Genomic DNA, 17,873 nt, shown 5'->3' on the forward strand with positions numbered 1-17,873 from the left:
TGCCCAGCCTCAGGAGGAGCGGCGCTCGTAATCGTCGTCGTACTCCTCGGGCACCTCGGCATACGCTTCGGGGATGTCGTTGTTGCTGCTTTCGCCGACGTACTCGTCGCCACGGAGCTCGCGCTCGAGTGACGCGAAGTCGGTGTCCACCGCGCGATACTTCAGGTCTCGTGCGACCTTGGTCTGCTTCGCCTTTGCACGGCCGCGCCCCATATCGGGTCGACCCCCTCGCTTTGTCCCTCGCGGGCTGGCCGCGGAATTTGTCTGATACTCGTGGGGTACAGGCTACCCAATCAGACGGGTTACTCCAAAGCACCGGCCGACGGGGTGCCCCGATGCGCGCTGCCGCCACGCGCAGCGCCGCAACGATAAGCTGGGCCGCATTCGACCCTGAGGAGTTCAACACAACATGGGCAAGATCATCTACACCCTCACCGACGAGGCCCCGCTGCTCGCCACGTACTCGTTCCTTCCGATCATCAACGCGTTCGCCGGCCAGGCCGGCGTGGACGTCGAGACGCGGGACATCTCTCTCGCCGGGCGGATCCTCGCCCTGTTCGGGGACGCATTGCCGGAGGATCAGCGGATCGACGATGCCCTCAGCGAGTTGGGCGAACTGGCGAAATCGCCCGACGCCAACATCATCAAGCTGCCCAACGTGTCCGCCTCGGTGCCCCAGCTCAAGGCCGCGGTCACCGAGCTGCAGTGCCAGGGCTACGGGCTTCCCGACTACCCTGAGGACCCGCAGACCGACGAGGCGCGTGAGATCCGCGCCCGCTACGACCGCGTCATGGGTTCGGCCGTCAACCCGGTGCTGCGTGAGGGTAACTCGGATCGTCGGGCCCCCGAGTCGGTGAAGAACTACGCGCGCAAGAACCCGCACCGCATGGGCCCATGGACGCCCGAGTCCAGGACCGCCGTCGTCACGATGGACGCCGACGACTTCCGTCACAACGAGCAGTCCGTGGTCCTCCCGTCCGCCGACGCCCTGACCATCCGGCACCGCGCCGCCGACGGCACCGAGACGGTCCTCAAGGCCGGCTTGAAGGTGCTCGCAGGTGAGGTGGTGGACGCCACCGTCATGCGCGCCGCCGCGCTCGACGAGTTCCTCCGCGCCCAGGTGGCCGCCGCCAAGGAGTCCGGGGTGCTGTTCTCGGTCCACCTCAAGGCCACGATGATGAAGGTCTCGGACCCCATCATCTTCGGCCACGTGATCGAAGCGTTCTTCCCCGAGGTGTTCCAGCGCTACGGCGCAGACCTCGAGGCCGCCGGCCTGTCCCCCAACGACGGGCTGGGTGCCATCCTCGCCGGCCTGGACGCCCTTCCCGACGGGGCCGCGATCAGGGCCGCGTTCGAGCAGGGCCTGGCCGACGGCCCGGCGCTCGCCATGGTGAACTCGGACAAGGGCATCACCAACCTGCACGTTCCCTCGGACGTGATCGTCGACGCCTCCATGCCTGCGATGATCCGCCAGTCGGGCCACATGTGGGGCCCCGACGGCGAGGAGGCGGACACCCTGGCTGTGCTGCCGGACTCGTCGTACGCCGGTGTCTACCAGGCCGTGATCGAGGACTGCCAGGCCCACGGCGCCTACGACCCCCGCACCATGGGCACGGTGCCCAACGTTGGACTCATGGCCCAGAAGGCCGAGGAGTACGGCTCACACGACAAGACCTTCGAGATCCCCGCCGACGGCGTGGTCGAGGTCCTGGACGCGGCCGGAACCGTCCTGATGAGCCATGACGTGTCCGCCGGTGACATCTGGCGTGCATGCCAGACCAAGGATGCGCCCATCCAGGACTGGGTCAAGCTCGCCGTCACCCGGGCCCGGCTCACGGGCTGGCCGGCCGTGTTCTGGCTGGACACCGAGCGCGCCCACGACCGTCAGCTCATCGAGAAGGTGCGCGGCTACCTGGCCGGGCACGACACCGACGGGCTGCAGATCGAGATCATGAGCCCCGTCGAGGCGACCCGCTTCACGGTGGAGCGCATCCGCCGGGGAGACAACACCATCTCGGTGACGGGCAACGTGCTGCGCGACTACCTCACGGATCTCTTCCCCATTCTGGAGCTGGGCACATCGGCCAAGATGCTGTCCGTCGTGCCCCTCATGGCCGGTGGAGGGCTCTTCGAGACGGGCGCCGGCGGCTCCGCCCCGAAGCACGTGCAGCAACTGGTGGCGGAGAACTACCTGCGCTGGGACTCCCTGGGCGAATTCCTCGCCTTGGCCGCGTCGTTCGAGCACCTTGCGCAGACAGAGGGCAACGCGCGCGCGGGGATCCTCGCGGGCACGCTGGACCGGGCCACGGGGACGTTCCTGGACAACGACAAGTCGCCCACCCGTCGCCTCGGCGGCATCGACAACCGCGGTTCGCACTTCTTCCTGGCGCTCTACTGGGCCCAGGAGCTGGCCCGCCAGAGCGACGACGCCGAGCTCGCGGCCATCTTCGCCCCCGTCGCCGAAGCCTTGGCGGCCAACGAGGATGCGATCGTCGCCGAGCTGCTGGCCGTGCAAGGACGGCCCGCGGACATCGGTGGGTACTACCGTCCGGACGCGGAGAAGACGGTCGCGGTGATGCGCCCCTCGCACACCTTCAACGCGATCATCGACGCGCTCGCCTGACACGGATGGCACACGAGAGAGGCGCCGCCCACTCGGGCGGCGCCTCTCTCGTGTCTGATGCGGCAGGTCAGCTGAAGATCTTCTTCAGCCAGCCCACGAAACCGCCCTGGGCCGCGGGGGCCGGCTCGGCTGCGCGCGCAGCAGCGACGGGGGCCTCGGACTGGACGGTGGCCTCGGGCTCGGTGGCCACGGCCTGCTCCACAGCCTCGACGTTCTTGATGGCCGAGACCTCGAACACGAGGGACACGTTCTCGGACACGAGCACGCCGCCGGTCTCCAGCGCGGCGTTCCACACCAGGCCGAAGTCCTTGCGGTTGACCTGCACGGAACCCGACAGGCCCACGCGCTCATTGCCGAACGGGTCCGTGGCCACGCCATCGAAGTCGAAGTCGATCGTCACCGGACGGGTGACGTCCTTGATCGTGAGGTCGCCCTCCACGCGCAGGACGGCTTCGCTCGGCGCGGACACCGATGTCGACACGAAGGTGATGGTGGGGTACTGCTCCACGTCGAAGAAGTCGCCGGAGCGCAGGTGACCGTCGCGGTCGGCGCTGCCGGTGTCGACGGAGGCGGCGTTGATCGTCACGGAGATGGCTGCGTCACGCAGGTCGGCGCCGGTGGAGGCGCTGCCCTCGAAGTCGGTGAACGCACCGCGGACCTTGGTCACCATCGCGTGCCGCGCGGTGAAGCCGATCTCGGTGTGGCTGGGGTCGATGGTGTAGGTGCCGGCAAGCTGCTGCAGGGTGGTCATGGGGGATCTCCTCGTGGGGCCGTTACTGGAAGTTGAACCTGAGACAATCCTAGCGGAGATTAGTTGAAGTGTCAATCACCTCCGGACCAGGGTCAGCGCCCCACCGGTTGCGGCTCCCGCTGGGCGATCCACACGCGCAACCTGAGCGGCCAGCCCCGCTCCACGGCCAGCCTCACGCCGTCGTGCATCATGAGGTAGGCCAGAACCCCGAGCGCCGCCGCACCTGTGCTCAGCGCGCCGACGAGCACCATGACCCTCGGCCCCCACACCTCCCCCAGCCACCCGATGAGCGGAGCGCCCAGGGGCGTGCCGCCGATGAAGATCGCCATGTAGACGGCCATCACGCGTCCGCGGAACTCGGGAGCGGTCCCCAGCTGGACCGCGGCATTCGCCGTCGTCATCACGGTCAGGGCGAAGAACCCGGTGGGGACGAGCAGCGCCGCATACGAGGCGAAGCTGGGAGCGGCCGCCAGGAGCGCGGTACTCACGGAGAATGCCCCCAACGCGGCCAGGACGGTGCGGAGCCCGGGTCGGGTGCGGCGGGTCGCGGCGAGCGCGGCCCCCAGCGTCCCGATGGCCATGACCGTGCCGAGCAGGCCGAACTCCTGGGCCCCCTTCCCGAACACCTCCGTGGCCATCGTCGCGTTGTAGATCTGGAAGTTCATGCCGAACGTGCCGAGGGCGAAGACGATCACCATCAGGACCACCAGGTCCGGCCGGCCACGCAGGTAACGAAGCCCGTCGCGCGTCGCGCCCCGTGCCCTGACCCGCCTGGAGGGCCGCAACTCGCCGGGCCGCAACGCGACGACGGCGGCGAGCATGGCCAGGAAGCTGATCGCGTTGATCAGCAGGGTGGGGCCCACACCGAACGCGGCGATGAGCAGGCCGGCCGCCCCGGGCCCGATCAACCGTGCCCCGTTGAACGACGTGGAGTTGAGTCCCACCGCGTTGGGCAGCAGCTCCGGCGGCACGATCTCCGACACGAAGGACTGACGGGCGGGATTGTCGAAGGCCGTGACGACACCCTGCAGGAAGGCGAAGACGAAGACGTGCCACAGCTGAACGACCCCCAGGGCCACCACCAGCCACAGGCCCAGGGCGATGAGCCCCAGGAGCGTCTGCGTGATCACGAGCATCCGCCGCTTGGGCATCCGGTCCACGAGCGCCCCGGCATAGGGCGCGAGGACGGGGATGGCCAGGAACTGAAGCGCCGTGACCAGCCCGAGCGCCGCGCTGGATCCGTCAGTGAGTTCGGTCAGGACCAGCCAGTCCTGCCCCACGCGCTGCACCCAGGTGCCGATGTTGCTGACGAGCGCCCCGGCGAAGAAGAGCCGGTAGTTGCGGACCGCGAAGGAGGCGAACATGCGTCCCCGCTCAGTCCGCATGCGAGACCTCCATGAGCAGGCCCGCGGCGCGGCGCAGCAGGTCCAACTGCTCGGCGTCGAGGGAGGCGATGTGGGTGAGCATCCACGTATCCCGGCTGGCGATGGTCTCCTCGACCACGCGACCCCCCATGGCGGTGATGCTGACCAGGATCTGGCGCCCGTCGTCCGGGTGCGGCGCGCGTTCGACCAGTCCCTTGCCCGCCAGGCAGTTCACCGTCCGGGTCATCGACGGCGTGCTGACGGCGTCGCGGGCCGCCAGCTGTGTCGGCGTCTGGGGTCCTGCGTGATGCAGAGAGACCAGCACCGAGAACTGGTGCGGGGCCACGTCGCTGGTGCTCTCGAACCGCACGCGGCGGGAGATGCGCTGGCAGGCGACCCGCAGGTCGTTGGCGAGGGTGAGGAGATCTGCGTCGTAGTCCGGCATGCAGTCCTTTCGTGCGGTTGATTAGTCTAGTTCATTACCTTGACTAATCAAATGCACGCAACCCCAGGTGACCTCAGGCGGTCGACCGCCTTTCGGCGAACAGCTGCAACACTGTCCCGCGGGCGGCCTCGCGCGCTGCCGAGACAGCGCCGAGCGAGACCACGTCACCCCCGAAACCCGAAGCCACGACGGCGGGCGGCCTCAACTCGAGTTCGTCGGCAAGGTGGGCCGCCGCCAAGTCGATGACCTCCCCCAGCGCGCCCGCGACAGCCCCGCAGACGACGATGACCTCCGGGTCGTAGAACCGCGACACCACGCTGCAGATGCGCCCCAGCGTGACGCCCAACTCCTCGAGCATCGGGCGCGCCACCGGGTCCGACAGCCGCGCATCGGCGAGGATCGTCTCGGCGGTCACGCCTGCGTCGGTCAGGCGCGACCACGGGTGACCCGCAGGGATGCGGCCCGAGTCCAGCGCCGCCCGCACCCACTTCTCCGCCAGGTCCCCCATCCCCCAGGTGCCACCGACGCCTGGCACGTAGGCCAGAGCCTCCAACTCGCCCACGCCACCGTGAGCCCCGCGCACCAGCCGGCCGTCCAGGAAGACACCCGAGCCGAGCCGGCGGCCGGACAGCATGGCGACGAAGTGCCGCCTCCCCCGCGCGGCGCCCAGTGCGCCCTCCACCAGGGCCGCCAGGGCCGCGTCGTTCTCCACCCGCACGACGGGGAACACCTCGGCCAGCGCGCCGTGCAGATCTGCGTTCATGAACCGCCAGAAGCCGGACGGGTTCGACGGGGACTCACCGCCGGCGTCCACCGGGGCCGGCACGCCCACGCCGACCGCGATGACGTCCCCCCGATCGCGACCTGCGGCCGACAGCACCGCGTCGATCACGGCGAAGGCGGCGGCGCGGCGCTCTCCCGGGTCGCGCTGGTCGAGATCGAACGGGTCGGAGAGCGCCAGTTGCTCACGCGCAAGCACGCCGCCCTTCAGGTCCGCCAGCACGGCGGTGAAGGTCCACGCACCCGCGTCGATCCCGACGATGAGGCCCGCCTCGTCCTGCAGCATGAAACGCCGCGCCGGGCGCCCGAGCCGCTGCGTCGTCATCGATCCCGTAGCGGCCGGCTCGACGATCAGGCCCACGTCGATCAGCGCATCCAGTGCGGAGAGCGCCGTGGACCTGGTCATCCCGAGCGCGTCGATGACATCGTCTGCCCTGAACGCAGCAGCGTCCCAGGCGAAGTCGAGGACCGCCGATGTGCTCGCGCGGCGCAAGGGCAGACGGTCTGCCGATTCCATGTTGCCCTCCCCCTTGACGCTCGTCCGGATGTGATGCATCCTAACGGAGACGGCTTTTCTTCGATGACTCAATTTAATCGAAACAGAAACCAAAAGTCGCTGACGACGAAGGGACAACGACGTGCCTCTACCCCCACCGCCCTCACCGGGCAGCCTTGCCGAGCGCTGGGCCCCACCCCGGCGCACCCTCCTCAAGACCCTCGCCGCCGTCGGCGCCGCGGGGGCGATCCCATGGGCGACCGGCTGCGCATCCGGCGCCCAGCAGACCATCACGTTCCACCAGTCCAAGCCGGAGGCGGTGCCGTACTTCCGCCAACTCGCTGCCGACTTCCCCGCCTCGCAGGGCGACTACCGCATCCTGCACGACATCTCGACGAACCTCTCGGCGAGTTTCGTGCGCAGCAACCCGCCGGACCTGGGCATGCTCAACTACAACCTGGAGATGGCCAGGTTCATGGAGCGCGGCGCCCTCTCGGACCTCTCGGACCTGCCGGAGGCGGGCACCATCCGCGACGACATCATCGAGCTGTCCAAGTCCTACCCGCAGTACCCCGGCCGCACCAGCGTGCTGCCCTACTCCGCGATGGCCGCGTCCGTGATCTACAACAAGCGGATCTTCGCCGACAACGGCGTCGAGGTGCCCACCACGTGGGACGCGCTGATCGACGTCTGCGAGCGGCTCAAGGGCGCCGGGGTCACCCCCTTCTACGCCACGTTCATGGACCCGTGGACGATCATGCAGGGGTGGTTCGACTATGTCGCCGGCGGCATGCTCGATGTCGCGGAGTTCTATCGGAAGATGAACGAGATCGGCGCCGGCGTCGGCCCGGACTCCGAGGTCTCGTTCCAGACCACCATGCTGGAGCCTGTGCGCAAGATGGTCCAGCTGACGTCCTACATCAACGGGGACGCCGGCAGCCGCGGGTACGGCGACGGCAACACCGCCTTCGCCAGCGGGACCGCCGCCATGATCCTCCAGGGGCCCTGGGCATTCGGGGAGTTCGAGAAGGTCGGCACCGACCTGGATCTCGGCACCTTCCCCCTGCCCGCCACGGACAACCCCGAAGACCTCAAGGTGCGCGTGAACATCGACCTCGCCCTCTGGGTGCCCGAGGTGGCCAACGGCCGGGAGGGGGCCCGCGCGTTCCTGCAGCACCTCATGAAGCCCGAGATCCAGGACCCGTACAACGCGCAGTTCCTCGGCTTCGGCACCACCAAGGACGCCGCCCCGGTCACCGACCCGCGGATCCTCGGGATGCAGGCCTACTACGACTCCGGCAAGTTCTACATGGGCCCGTCGCAGTTCATTCCCAACAACATTCCCGCGCCCAACTACTTCCAGTCGATCGTCCTCGGCGCAGACCCCGAACCGCTACTCGCCCAGCTCGACCGCGACTGGGCCCGACTCGCCTTCCGGGCCTGAGACGAAGGAGTCACACATGTCAACCTTGCCCCGGGCCACCGCGCCCGAGTCCACCGGGACACGCGCTCCGCGTCGCGGCGTCGAGCCAATCTACTGGCTGTTCCTGCTCCCCGCCGTCGCGGTGTTCACGCTCATGATCACCTACCCCGCCGTCGAGGGAATCGCCATGAGCTTCACCAACTCGATGGGCTTCGGCGACTTCGACTGGATCGGTTTCCGCAACTACGTGGCCCTATTCCGCGACGAGAACATCCTCTCCTCCTACGGCTTCACGTTCCTCTTCGCCGCCGTGACGGTGGTGCTGGTCAACATCATCGCCTTCTTCCTGGCGCTGGGCCTGACCGCGAAGATCAGGCTCACCAACCCGCTGCGCGCGATCTTCGTCATCCCCATGGTGATCTCCGCCATCATCTACTCGTTCGTCTTCCGGTACCTGTTCAGCAACTCGCTGCCGCAACTCGGTGAGGCCCTCGACATCGAGACGCTGTCGACGAGCCTGCTGGCCAACCCGGATTGGGCGTGGTTCGCGATCGTCATCGTCACCACCTGGGGTTCGGTCCCGGCAGCCATGTTGATCTACATCGCCGGCCTGATGACCGTGCCCGGCGAGGTCTACGAGGCCAGCTCCATCGACGGCGCCACCCCGTGGAAGAACCTGTGGCACATCACGTTGCCCCTGGTGGCCGGCTACGTGGGGATCAACCTGATCCTCGGCTTCAAGGGCTACCTCGCGGTCTACGACCAGATCGTCGGCCTCACGCAGGGCGGTCCGGGCACGGCCACCCGGAGCGTCGCGTTCACCATCTTCGCCGGGTTCAGCGGAGGCGACTACGCCTACCAGATGGCCAACGCCGCCGTCTTCTTCGTCATCACGATCATCATCGCAATGCTGCAGCTCCGCCTCACCCAAGGAAGGTCCAGCTCATGAGCACTCCCATCGCAGCGGCAGCCGCCGCCGCCCAGGCGCCCACGGCCGCCCGTCGCGGCCGGGTAGGTCGCGAGAAGACCAACTGGACGGCCACCATCCTGCTGATCCTGGCAGCCGTCACTGTGCTCGTGCCGCTCTACGTCACGGTCATGATGGCCTTCAAGACCGCACAGCAGTCCACGGACCTCAACGCGTTCAGCCTGCCCAGCCCGTGGAGCGTGAGCGGGTTCGTCGAGGCCTGGAGCCTGACCAACTTTCCGCGGGCCTTCCTGGTGTCTCTGATCGTCACTCTGGTGGCGGTCGCCGGCGCGATCCTCGTGTCGTCGATGGCCGCCTACGCCATCGTGCGCAACTGGGACCGGAAGGTCTTCAAGTACTCGTTCTACTACCTGCTGGCCGCCATGTTCATCCCGTTCCCGGTCGTCGCGCTGCCTCAGGTGCGGCTCACCGGCCTCCTCGGGTTGGACAACTACGCCGGCGTGGCCATCCTGCACATCGTGTTCGGATTGGCCTTCAACACCCTGCTGTTCAGCACCTTCCTGCGCTCCATCCCGCTCGAACTGGAGGAGTCGATGCGGATGGACGGCGCCAGCACGTGGCAGACGTTCTGGAAGCTGATCTTTCCGCTGCTGTCGCCCATGGCGGCCACGGTGGGCATCTTCGCCTTCCTCGGCTCCTGGAACGACTTCATGATGCCGTCGCTGATCATCTCGCAGCCGGAGTGGCAGACCATCCCCGTGGTCAACAGCATCTTCCAGACGCAGTTCAGCAACAACTACAACGTGAGCTTCGCTTCGTACCTGATGGCCATGGCCCCCGCCATCGTCGTCTACATGTTCGCGCAGCGCTGGGTGATGTCCGGCCTGACGCAGGGTGCCATCAAGTAGCGCCGACCCACCCCGGTGGGCCCTGCACGCCGCGGGCCCACCTCCCGACCGACCGCATAGGAGAACCATGACCACAGAACGCCAGCAGACCGCCCCCGCCCACCGCCCGGACGGCTGGTGGCGCTCTGCGGTCGTCTACCAGATCTACCCACGGTCCTTCCAGGACTCCAATGGCGACGGGATCGGCGACATCCCCGGCATCACGAGCCGCCTCGACCACCTGGCGGAGCTCGGCGTCGAGGTCATCTGGCTGTCGCCCGTCTACCGCTCCCCGCAGGTGGACAACGGCTACGACATCAGCGACTACCGCGACATCGACCCGCTGTTCGGCACGCTGGAGGACCTCGCCGAGCTCCTCACCCAGGCCCACGGCCGCGGGATCAGGCTCGTGATGGACCTTGTGGTCAACCACACCTCGGACCTCCACCCGTGGTTCCTCGAGTCGCGGGACCCCTCGTCCCCGAAGCGGGACTGGTACTTCTGGCGGCCGGCCCGAGCCGGGCACGAGCCGGGCACGCCTGGCGCCGAGCCCGACGACAGCGGCGCCGCGTTCGCGCCGTCGGCGTGGACCTTCGACCCCACCAGCGGCGAGTACTACCTGAGCATGTTCAGCCCCGCGCAGCCCGACCTCAACTGGGAGAACCCGGATGTGCGCCACGCCGTCTACGACATGATGCGCTGGTGGGTGGCCCGAGGCGTCGACGGCTTCCGGATGGACGTGATCAACCTCATCTCGAAGCCCGGCACCCTCATCTCCGGCGGCCCGGTCGAACCCGGGTCGGCCGACTTCAGGCAGATCGCCAACGGCCCCCGGCTCGACGAGTTCCTCGCCGAGATGAACCGCGAGGTGGGCCTCGACGAGCTCAACCTGCTCACCGTCGGCGAGATGCCTGATGCGACGCTGGAGGTGGCCCGGCGCGTCACAGACCCAACCCGCCGAGAGCTCAACATGGTGTTCACCTTCGAGCACGTCAGCCTCGATCAGGCCGGCAGCAAGTGGAACCTGGCCGAGCGGTCCCTGCCCCGGCTCAAGGGCAACCTCGCCGAGTGGCAGTACGGGTTGGCCGAATCCGGCTGGAACTCGCTGTACCTGGACAATCACGATCAGCCGCGGGCCGTGTCGCGCTTCGGCGACGACTCCCCCGAACACCGCGTGAACTCCGCCAAGACGCTGGCCACGGTGCTGCACCTGCACAAGGGGACCCCGTACGTGTACCAGGGCGAGGAGCTGGGCATGACGAACGCCCCCCTGACCCAGATCGGGCACTACCGCGACGTCGAGTCGCTGAACTACCACACGCTCGCCACCTCCGCCGGCCTCGAGGAGGCCGCCGTGCTGCGGTCGCTGGCCGCGAAGAGCCGCGACCATGCCCGCACCCCGGTGCAGTGGGACGCCACCGAGCACGCCGGCTTCACCACCGGCGAGCCGTGGTTCGCCGTCAACCCCAACCACCTCGAGATCAATGCCGAAGCGGCACGCCGCGACCCTGGATCGGTCTTCACGCACTTCCAGCACCTGATCCGCTTGCGCCACGAGGACGCCGTGGTGCGCGAGGGGCGCTTCGACCTGCTGCTGCCCGAGCATGAACAGCTCTGGGCCTTCACCCGCACCCTGGGCGACGACTCCCTGCTGGTGGTCGCCAACTGCTCATCGGCGCCCGCGGAGCTCCCGCTCGACATCCACACCCTGCTCGGCGGCGCACAACTGCTGCTCGGAACCCACGACCACGCAGACCCCGCGGTGCTCGCCCCCTGGGAGTCCCGCATCCTCCGGCTGGCCCGCTAGCCTCGTTCCCCGAAAGGACACCGTTCCATGCAGGACACCACGGACCAGGAGACCCTGGTCCCCAGCCAGAGCGCCGACTGGTGGCGCCAGGCCGTCGTCTACCAGATCTATCCCCGCAGCTTCGCCGACGGCAACGGCGACGGCATCGGCGATCTCCGGGGCATCGCCTCCCGGATCGACTACCTCGCCGGTCTCGGTATCGACGCGGTGTGGTTGAGTCCGTTCTACCCCTCGGAGCTCGCGGACGGCGGCTACGACGTCATCGACTACCGGGGAGTCGACCCGCGCATCGGCACGCTCGACGAGTTCGACGAGTTGGCCGCAGCCCTGCACGCCCGCGGCATCCGCATCCTCATCGACATCGTCCCCAACCACAGCTCGAACCTGCACGCCTGGTTCCAGCAGGCGCTCACCGACGGGCCAGCATCCCCGGCGCGCGATCGCTACATCTTCCGCGACGGCACCGGGGCGGACGGCTCGGAACCGCCCACCGACTGGGTCTCCATCTTCGGGGGCAGCGCCTGGGAACGGGTGGCCGACGGGCAGTGGTACCTGCACACCTTCGCCGTGGAACAGCCGGACCTCAACTGGGCGGATGCGGAGGTGCGGGCCGAGTTCCTCGACATCCTGCGGTTCTGGGCGGACCGGGGCGTCGACGGTTTCCGCGTGGACGCCGCGCACATGCTCGCCAAGGACCTCACCGAGCCGCTGCCCACCCAGGCCGAGCTGGAGGCCCTGCCCCGGGACGGGAGCCACCCCACCTGGGACCGCGACGAGCTCCAGGAGATCTACGCCGAGTGGCGCACCGTCTTCGACTCCTACGATCCACCGCGGACCGCAGTGGCGGAGGCCGCGGTGCATTCCTCGCGGGTGCCGCTCTACGCGAGCCCGACGACGCTCGGGCAGTCGTTCTTCTTCGACCTCCAGCTCGCCGACTACGACGCCGCGGCCTTCCACAGGATCATCGACGAGTGCCTGGCCGTCGCGGCTGTCTCCGGGTCCTCGGTGACGTGGGTACTGAACAACCACGACACCATCCGCACGGCCAGCCGTTACGGCACCCCGTTCCCCGGCACGAACCCGGACGGCGCGCCGTTGCGCAAGCACGGCGGCGACTGGCTGATGGCGGGCGGCGACCCTGCGCTCATCGACGCCGCCGCGGGCCTGCGCCGAGCCCGCGCCGCCTCGCTGCTCCTCCTCGCGCTGCCCGGCTCGGCCTACCTCTACCAAGGGGAGGAGCTCGGCCTGCAGGAGGTCGCGGAGATCCCCGACGCGCTGCGGGCAGACCCGGCCTTCTTCCGCAACCGCGAGCTGGAGGTGGGCCGCGACGGCTGCCGCGTGCCGCTGCCGTGGACCCGCGGCGGGCCGTCGTTCGGGTTCGGCGACGGCGGGTCGCACCTGCCGCAGCCCCTGTGGTTCGGCGCCTACTCCGTCGAGGCGGAGACCGGGGATCCGACGTCGACGCTCTCGATGTACCGTCGTGCCCTGGAGCTGCGGCGCCGTCTCCTGGCCGGGGAGGTCATGGAGTGGGTGGAGACGGGTCGCGACGATGTGCTGCGGTTCCGTCGCGGGGACGGCTGGGAGGTGGTCTCCAACTTCGGCACCGAGCCGTTCCCCCTGCCCGACGGCGAGCTCCTGCTCTCGTCCGGCCCGGTCACCGACTCCCTCCCGGGCGAAACCACCGCCTGGCTCGCCGCCCCCACCGCCGTGCGACCAGGAGGGTTTGGTTGAGCCGGACACGGCTCTCGACGGGTGACGTTGAGCCGGACACGGCTCTCAACGGGTGACGTTGAGCCGGACACGGCTCTCGACGCACGCATGGCCGTTCTTGAACGATCCAAGCGGCGCGAGACCCAGATCAGGCTCAAACAAGCGGGCACCATCTCCACGCCGGAACCCCGATCACCCCGCCGGTGAACGCGTTGCCTGCCAGGAAGATGGGGACGACGCTCGCCAGCGTGTCTGCGATGGTGCCGTCGGCGAGGGCCGGAGGCGGGGCCGGCCGCACGTCAGAGGAGGAAGGCCTCCCCCGGGCCCTCTGAGGCCTGGATCTCGCCCAGCACCCAGCTGTGCACGCCTCGCGCGGTGAGCGCGGCCAGCGCCGCGTCCACCTGGCTCTGCGGCAGGATCGCCACCATGCCGACGCCCATGTTGAGCGTGGCGTCGATGTCGTCCTGCTTCAGCCCGCCCACCTGCTGAACAAGCTGGAAGATCGCGGGCGGGGTCCAGCTGGAGCGCCGGAGCACGGCCGCCATGTCGTTGGGGATCACCCTGGCCAGGTTGTTGGCCAGGCCACCGCCGGTGATGTGGCTCATGGCGTGCACCTCGACCCGCCCGATGAGGTCGAGCACATCGAGGGCGTAGATCCGGGTGGGTTCGAGGAGCTCCTCGCCCAGGGTCCGGCCCAGCTCGTCGACGTGGCGGTCCAGTGCCCAGCCGGCCTGCGTCAGCAGCACATGTCGCACCAGCGAGTACCCGTTGGAGTGCAGGCCGGAGGAGGCCATCGCGATGACCGCGTCACCGGTGCGCACCCGCTCCGCGCCGAGGATCTTCGACCGCTCGACCACCCCCGTCGTCGCGCCCGCGATGTCGTACTCGTGCGGCTCCAGGAGACCGGGATGTTCCGCGGTCTCGCCGCCGATCAGCGAACACCCAGCCGCGACACACGCGTCCGCGATCCCCGAGACGATGGCCGCGATCCGCTCCGGCACCACCTTCCCACAGGCGATGTAGTCCGTGACGAACAACGGCTCGGCGCCGCAGACGACGAGGTCGTCGACCAGCATGCCGAGAAGGTCGAAGCCGATGGTGTCGTGCTTGTCCATGGCCTGCGCGATGGCCACCTTGGTGCCCACGCCGTCGGTGGACGTGGCCAGCACGGGGTGCTGGTAGTTCTTGAACGCCCTGGCGTCGAAGAAGCCGGCGAAGCCGCCGAGCCCTCCCAGCACCTCAGGGCGGCGGGTCCTGGCCACGTGGACCTTCATGAGGTCGACGGCGCGGTCTCCCGCCTCGATGTCGACGCCGGCGGCGGCGTAGGCGCTCTTCTCGTTCATCGGTTCTCCTCAAGGCTCAGCAGCTCGGCCTGCGCCGGCGGGATGGCGACGGGATACTGCCCGTCGAAGCAGGCCCGGCACAGGTGTTGCGCCGGCACCAACGTGGCCTCCGTCAGGCCATCGAGCGAGATGTAGCCCAGCGAGTCGGCGCCCAGCGAGCGACGGATCTCCTCCACCGTCAGCCCGGGCGCGATGAGCTCGGCGCGGGTGGCGAAGTCGATGCCGTAGAAGCAGGGCCATTTCACCGGGGGCGACGAGATCCGCACGTGCACCTCGCGGGCACCGGCCTCGCGCAGCATGCGCACCAGCGCGCGCTGGGTGTTGCCGCGCACGATGGAGTCGTCGACGACCACCAGTCGCTTGCCCTCGATCACCTCGCGGAGCGGGTTGAGCTTGAGCCGGATGCCGAGCTGGCGGATGGTCTGGCTGGGCTGAATGAAGGTACGACCCACGTAGGCGTTCTTCACCAGGCCCTGGCCGTAGGGGATGCCCGAGGCCTGCGCGTAGCCGATGGCCGACGGCGTCCCCGACTCGGGCACCGGGATGACGAGGTCCGCCTCCACGGGATGCTCCTCGGCGAGCTTCTGCCCGATCCGGACCCGTACCGTGTGCACGCCGCGCCCGGCGATGGTGGTGTCCGGCCGGGCGAGGTAGACGTATTCGAAGATGCAGCCCTTGGGTTCGGCCTCGGCGAACCGCACGGAGCGCAGGCCGCGCTCGTCGATGGCGAGGAACTCGCCGGGCTCGACCTCGCGGACGAAGCTGGCGCCGACGATGTCCAGCGCGGCGGTCTCCGAGGCGACGACCCAACCGTTGGCCAGGCGCCCGATGACGAGCGGGCGGAACCCCTGGGGGTCGCGCGCGGCGAACAGGGTGCGCTCCGTCATGAAGGTGAGACAGAAGGCCCCCCGCAGGCGGGGCAACACCTTCATGGCCACCGACTCGACGGGCTCCTCGCCGAAGCTCGCCATCAGCGCGGTCACCAGCGACGTGTCGTTGGTGGAGTCCATGGTCTTCTTCTCGGGCACCCGCTCCGTGGGGTCCAGCTCCGCCAGCCACGCCTCGAGTTCGTGGGTGTTGGTGAGGTTGCCGTTGTGCGCCAGCGCCAGTCCCCCGGCATGCGTGGCGCGGAACGTGGGCTGGGCGTTGTGCCACACGCTGGCGCCGGTCGTCGAGTAGCGGGTGTGGCCGATGGCGAGCCGGCCCGGGAGCGACTTCAGGGTGGCCTCGTTGAACACCTGGCTGACCAGCCCCATGTCCTTGTAGACCATGATCCGCTGGAGGTTGCTCACCGCGATGCCGGCGGACTCCTGGCCACGGTGCTGCAGAGCGAACAGCCCGAAGAAAGTCAGCTGGGCGACGTCCTCCTCGGGCGCCCAGACGCCGAAGACGCCACACTCTTCCTTGGGACCCTCATAGCCTGGCACGCGCCAGACTCTACCCGCTGGGGGCATGACGGGTGACGCGCGCCCATCGGTCACGGGCCGGTGGCGCCTCCCGGGTGGAGTGAGACCTGCGTCGCCTTGACCACTGCCGTCACGGTCAGGTCCGGGGTCAGCGACAGGTCCCGGACCGCGGCCGGGGTGAGGTCTGCGGCGATGCGCTGACCGGCAACCTCCAGCGTGACCCGCTGCACGGGCCAGCGATCCTCGATGCCCACCACGGTTGCGGGCAGCTCATTGCGTGGGCTGCCGTGGGGCGCCGCCCGGAAGATGCTGACTGCCGCCGGCGAGAACACCGCGCGGGTCGGGCCGGCGGGTAGGTCGTCGCGGGAGAGGCCGGCGATCGCCGTCGACGCGTCGAGCCACACGGCTGAGTCGCCCCGCGACTGCCCGTGGAGCAGGTTCACCCCGACGAACCCGGCGAGAAACGCCGACGAGGGTCGCTCCCCGAGATCGTCGACGGCGCCCTCTGCCACCACCACACCATCTGCCAGCTCGATCATGCGGTCCGCCAGCGTCACGACGTCGAGGAAGTCGTGGGTGACGAGGACGGTGGTCACGTCCTGCAGCCGTTCGCGCAGCAGACGCCGGAGCTCGGGCGCCACGGTGGCGTCCAGCGCGGCCATGGGCTCGTCGAGGAGGACCACCTCGGGGTCGGCGGCGAGCGACCTGGCCACCGAGACCCGCTGCGCCTGCCCCCCGGACAGCTCCGCAGGGCGCCGGTCGGCCAGGTCCCGGCACCCCACGGCGGCCAACTCGTCGAGCGCCCGCCGCCTTGAGACCGCGCGACCGATCCCGCGCGCGCGCAGCCCGAAGGCCACGTTGTCCACCACGCTGAGATGGGGGAAGAGCAGCGAGCGTTGTTCCACGTAGCCGAAGCGCCTCAGGTGCGGCGGGACGTGCCCGCCCGGGCCGGAGAGGTCGCGGCCGTGCACGGTCACCACCCCGGCGTCGGGGGCCAGCTCGCCAGAGATCAGCTGCAGGAGGCTGGACTTGCCGGCGCCGTTGGGGCCGATCACCGCCACCGTCGAGCCCTCCGGGATGACGACGTCGAGGTGGAGTCCGCGGGACGCGTGGGTGGCCTGGATCCGGATCGCCTCAGACATCCCGACCCCCGGTGCGCAGGGCGACGAAGACGATCAGGGCCGCCACGGTCAGCAGCACGACGGCGAGCGCGACGGCCAGGTCGGTGTCGGACTCACGCAGCAGGTAGATCTCCAGCGGCAGCGTCCGGGTCACGCCCTGCAGTGACCCGGCGAAGGTGAGCGTGGCGCCGAACTCCCCCAACGCGCGGGCGAAGGCCAACGCCGCCCCGGTCAGCACGGCGGGCGCCGCCAGTGGCAGGGTGACCCGCCTGAACACGTGCGACGGCGAGGCCCCGAGGTGCGCGGCGGCGCGCTCGTAGTGCGTGCCCGTGGACCGCAGCGCCCCCTCTAGCGAGACCACCAGGAAGGGGAGGGCCACGAAGGTCTGGGCCACCACGACGGCGGCGGTGGTGAAGCCGATCTCGATCCCGATGACGGCCAGCGGAGCGCCGACCAGGCCGCGTCTGCCGAGCGTCGCGAGGAGGGCGAGGCCGGCGACGACGGGCGGCAGCACCATCGGCACCGTCACCACCGTGCGGGCCGCGGCCACCCAGCCGCCCGACGACCTGGCCAGCACCAGCGCCATCGGAACGCCCAGGATCAGGCAGATAACCGTCGAGGCAGCGCAGGTGCCCAGGCTGAGCAGGAGCGCGTCGCGGGCCCTGTCCGAGGCGAGCAGCTCGGCCATGCGGCCCCAGGGAGCACGGACGAGCAGCCCGAGCATCGGGATCACCAGCACCGTCATCCCCATCAGGAACGGCACCCAGGCCCACCTGGGGAGGAGCGTCG

15 protein-coding genes and 1 pseudogene are annotated in these 17,873 nt (G+C 69.3%); 6 read left to right on the forward strand and 10 right to left on the reverse strand.

The window, feature by feature from the left end:
* Positions 1–9: 9 nt before the first annotated feature.
* Positions 10–213, reverse strand: coding sequence for a DUF3073 domain-containing protein (locus ACX1D0_RS08345; protein ID WP_459017449.1), 204 nt, complete (start codon positions 211–213; stop codon positions 10–12).
* A 196-nt stretch (positions 214–409) separates the two neighbouring features.
* Between ACX1D0_RS08345 and ACX1D0_RS08350 the strand changes: the two genes are divergently transcribed.
* On the forward strand, positions 410–2,623 hold the full coding sequence (locus ACX1D0_RS08350; protein WP_459017450.1) for an NADP-dependent isocitrate dehydrogenase: 2,214 nt from the start codon (positions 410–412) through the stop codon (positions 2,621–2,623).
* A gap of 67 nt (positions 2,624–2,690) precedes the next feature.
* Here the strand turns inward: ACX1D0_RS08350 and ACX1D0_RS08355 are convergent, their stop codons facing one another.
* From ACX1D0_RS08355 to ACX1D0_RS08370, 4 genes are all read right to left on the reverse strand, one after another.
* Positions 2,691–3,374 (reverse strand): YceI family protein, encoded by a 684-nt coding sequence (locus ACX1D0_RS08355; protein WP_459017451.1) that lies wholly within the window; start codon positions 3,372–3,374, stop codon positions 2,691–2,693.
* Between the two features lie 92 nt (positions 3,375–3,466).
* Entirely contained in the window at positions 3,467–4,759 is a 1,293-nt protein-coding gene (locus ACX1D0_RS08360; RefSeq protein ID WP_459017452.1) for an MFS transporter, read from the reverse strand.
* A complete protein-coding gene (locus ACX1D0_RS08365; protein ID WP_459017453.1) occupies positions 4,749–5,183 on the reverse strand; it encodes a MarR family winged helix-turn-helix transcriptional regulator in 435 nt (144 codons plus the stop codon). The genes ACX1D0_RS08360 and ACX1D0_RS08365 overlap by 11 nt, the downstream gene beginning before the upstream one ends.
* Before the next feature lie 73 nt (positions 5,184–5,256).
* The gene (locus tag ACX1D0_RS08370; protein ID WP_459017454.1) at positions 5,257–6,480 is read right to left on the reverse strand and encodes an ROK family protein; all 1,224 of its coding nucleotides are present in this window, start codon (positions 6,478–6,480) and stop codon (positions 5,257–5,259) included.
* 121 nt (positions 6,481–6,601) lie between these two features.
* On the opposite strand from ACX1D0_RS08370, the gene ACX1D0_RS08375 reads away from it, so the two are divergent.
* The 5 genes from ACX1D0_RS08375 (at position 6,602) to ACX1D0_RS08395 (ending at position 13,235) form a co-directional block, all read left to right on the forward strand.
* The gene (locus ACX1D0_RS08375) at positions 6,602–7,903 is read left to right on the forward strand and encodes an ABC transporter substrate-binding protein (protein WP_459017455.1); all 1,302 of its coding nucleotides are present in this window, start codon (positions 6,602–6,604) and stop codon (positions 7,901–7,903) included.
* Between the two features lie 16 nt (positions 7,904–7,919).
* The gene (locus ACX1D0_RS08380) at positions 7,920–8,831 is read left to right on the forward strand and encodes a carbohydrate ABC transporter permease (RefSeq protein ID WP_459017456.1); all 912 of its coding nucleotides are present in this window, start codon (positions 7,920–7,922) and stop codon (positions 8,829–8,831) included.
* Positions 8,828–9,718: a carbohydrate ABC transporter permease gene (locus ACX1D0_RS08385; RefSeq protein ID WP_459017457.1), complete on the forward strand. Its 891-nt coding sequence runs from the start codon at positions 8,828–8,830 to the stop codon at positions 9,716–9,718. The genes ACX1D0_RS08380 and ACX1D0_RS08385 overlap by 4 nt, the downstream gene beginning before the upstream one ends.
* Positions 9,719–9,785: 67 nt before the next feature.
* Positions 9,786–11,504 carry a glycoside hydrolase family 13 protein gene (locus tag ACX1D0_RS08390; RefSeq protein WP_459017458.1) on the forward strand — a complete coding sequence of 573 codons (1,719 nt, stop codon included), beginning with the start codon at positions 9,786–9,788 and terminating at the stop codon, positions 11,502–11,504.
* Positions 11,505–11,531: 27 nt separating this feature from the next.
* Entirely contained in the window at positions 11,532–13,235 is a 1,704-nt protein-coding gene (locus ACX1D0_RS08395; protein WP_459017459.1) for a glycoside hydrolase family 13 protein, read from the forward strand.
* A gap of 278 nt (positions 13,236–13,513) precedes the next feature.
* Here ACX1D0_RS08395 and purM read toward each other — a convergent pair whose 3' ends face one another.
* From purM to ACX1D0_RS08420, 5 genes and pseudogenes are all read right to left on the reverse strand, one after another.
* Positions 13,514–14,557, reverse strand: a complete 1,044-nt coding sequence (gene purM, locus ACX1D0_RS08400) for a phosphoribosylformylglycinamidine cyclo-ligase (protein ID WP_459017460.1) — start codon at positions 14,555–14,557, stop codon at positions 13,514–13,516.
* A complete protein-coding gene (gene purF, locus ACX1D0_RS08405) occupies positions 14,554–16,011 on the reverse strand; it encodes an amidophosphoribosyltransferase (protein WP_459020424.1) in 1,458 nt (485 codons plus the stop codon). Before purF ends, purM begins: the two co-directional genes overlap by 4 nt.
* A gap of 23 nt (positions 16,012–16,034) precedes the next feature.
* A complete protein-coding gene (locus tag ACX1D0_RS08410) occupies positions 16,035–16,625 on the reverse strand; it encodes a TOBE domain-containing protein (protein WP_459020425.1) in 591 nt (196 codons plus the stop codon).
* Positions 16,626–16,679: 54 nt separating this feature from the next.
* Positions 16,680–17,018, reverse strand: a pseudogene (locus ACX1D0_RS08415) (ATP-binding cassette domain-containing protein); the annotation flags it as partial.
* Positions 17,019–17,097: 79 nt separating this feature from the next.
* Positions 17,098–17,847, reverse strand: coding sequence for an ABC transporter permease (locus ACX1D0_RS08420; RefSeq protein ID WP_459017461.1), 750 nt, complete (start codon positions 17,845–17,847; stop codon positions 17,098–17,100).
* Positions 17,848–17,873 lie beyond the last annotated feature (26 nt).

The sequence above is a fragment of the Tessaracoccus pujii genome, from assembly GCF_054483895.1.

Coding starts and splice junctions, on each gene's coding strand:
- ACX1D0_RS08350 (WP_459017450.1), top strand. CDS start 410: ATGGGCAAGATCATCTACACCCTCACCGACGAGGCCCCGCTGCTCGCC.
- purM (WP_459017460.1), bottom strand. CDS start 14,557: ATGAACGAGAAGAGCGCCTACGCCGCCGCCGGCGTCGACATCGAGGCG.
- ACX1D0_RS08395 (WP_459017459.1), top strand. CDS start 11,532: ATGCAGGACACCACGGACCAGGAGACCCTGGTCCCCAGCCAGAGCGCC.
- ACX1D0_RS08360 (WP_459017452.1), bottom strand. CDS start 4,759: ATGCGGACTGAGCGGGGACGCATGTTCGCCTCCTTCGCGGTCCGCAAC.
- ACX1D0_RS08380 (WP_459017456.1), top strand. CDS start 7,920: ATGTCAACCTTGCCCCGGGCCACCGCGCCCGAGTCCACCGGGACACGC.
- ACX1D0_RS08410 (WP_459020425.1), bottom strand. CDS start 16,625: ATGGCCGCGCTGGACGCCACCGTGGCGCCCGAGCTCCGGCGTCTGCTG.
- ACX1D0_RS08355 (WP_459017451.1), bottom strand. CDS start 3,374: ATGACCACCCTGCAGCAGCTTGCCGGCACCTACACCATCGACCCCAGC.
- ACX1D0_RS08385 (WP_459017457.1), top strand. CDS start 8,828: ATGAGCACTCCCATCGCAGCGGCAGCCGCCGCCGCCCAGGCGCCCACG.
- ACX1D0_RS08365 (WP_459017453.1), bottom strand. CDS start 5,183: ATGCCGGACTACGACGCAGATCTCCTCACCCTCGCCAACGACCTGCGG.
- ACX1D0_RS08345 (WP_459017449.1), bottom strand. CDS start 213: ATGGGGCGCGGCCGTGCAAAGGCGAAGCAGACCAAGGTCGCACGAGAC.
- ACX1D0_RS08390 (WP_459017458.1), top strand. CDS start 9,786: ATGACCACAGAACGCCAGCAGACCGCCCCCGCCCACCGCCCGGACGGC.
- purF (WP_459020424.1), bottom strand. CDS start 16,011: ATGCCCCCAGCGGGTAGAGTCTGGCGCGTGCCAGGCTATGAGGGTCCC.
- ACX1D0_RS08370 (WP_459017454.1), bottom strand. CDS start 6,480: ATGGAATCGGCAGACCGTCTGCCCTTGCGCCGCGCGAGCACATCGGCG.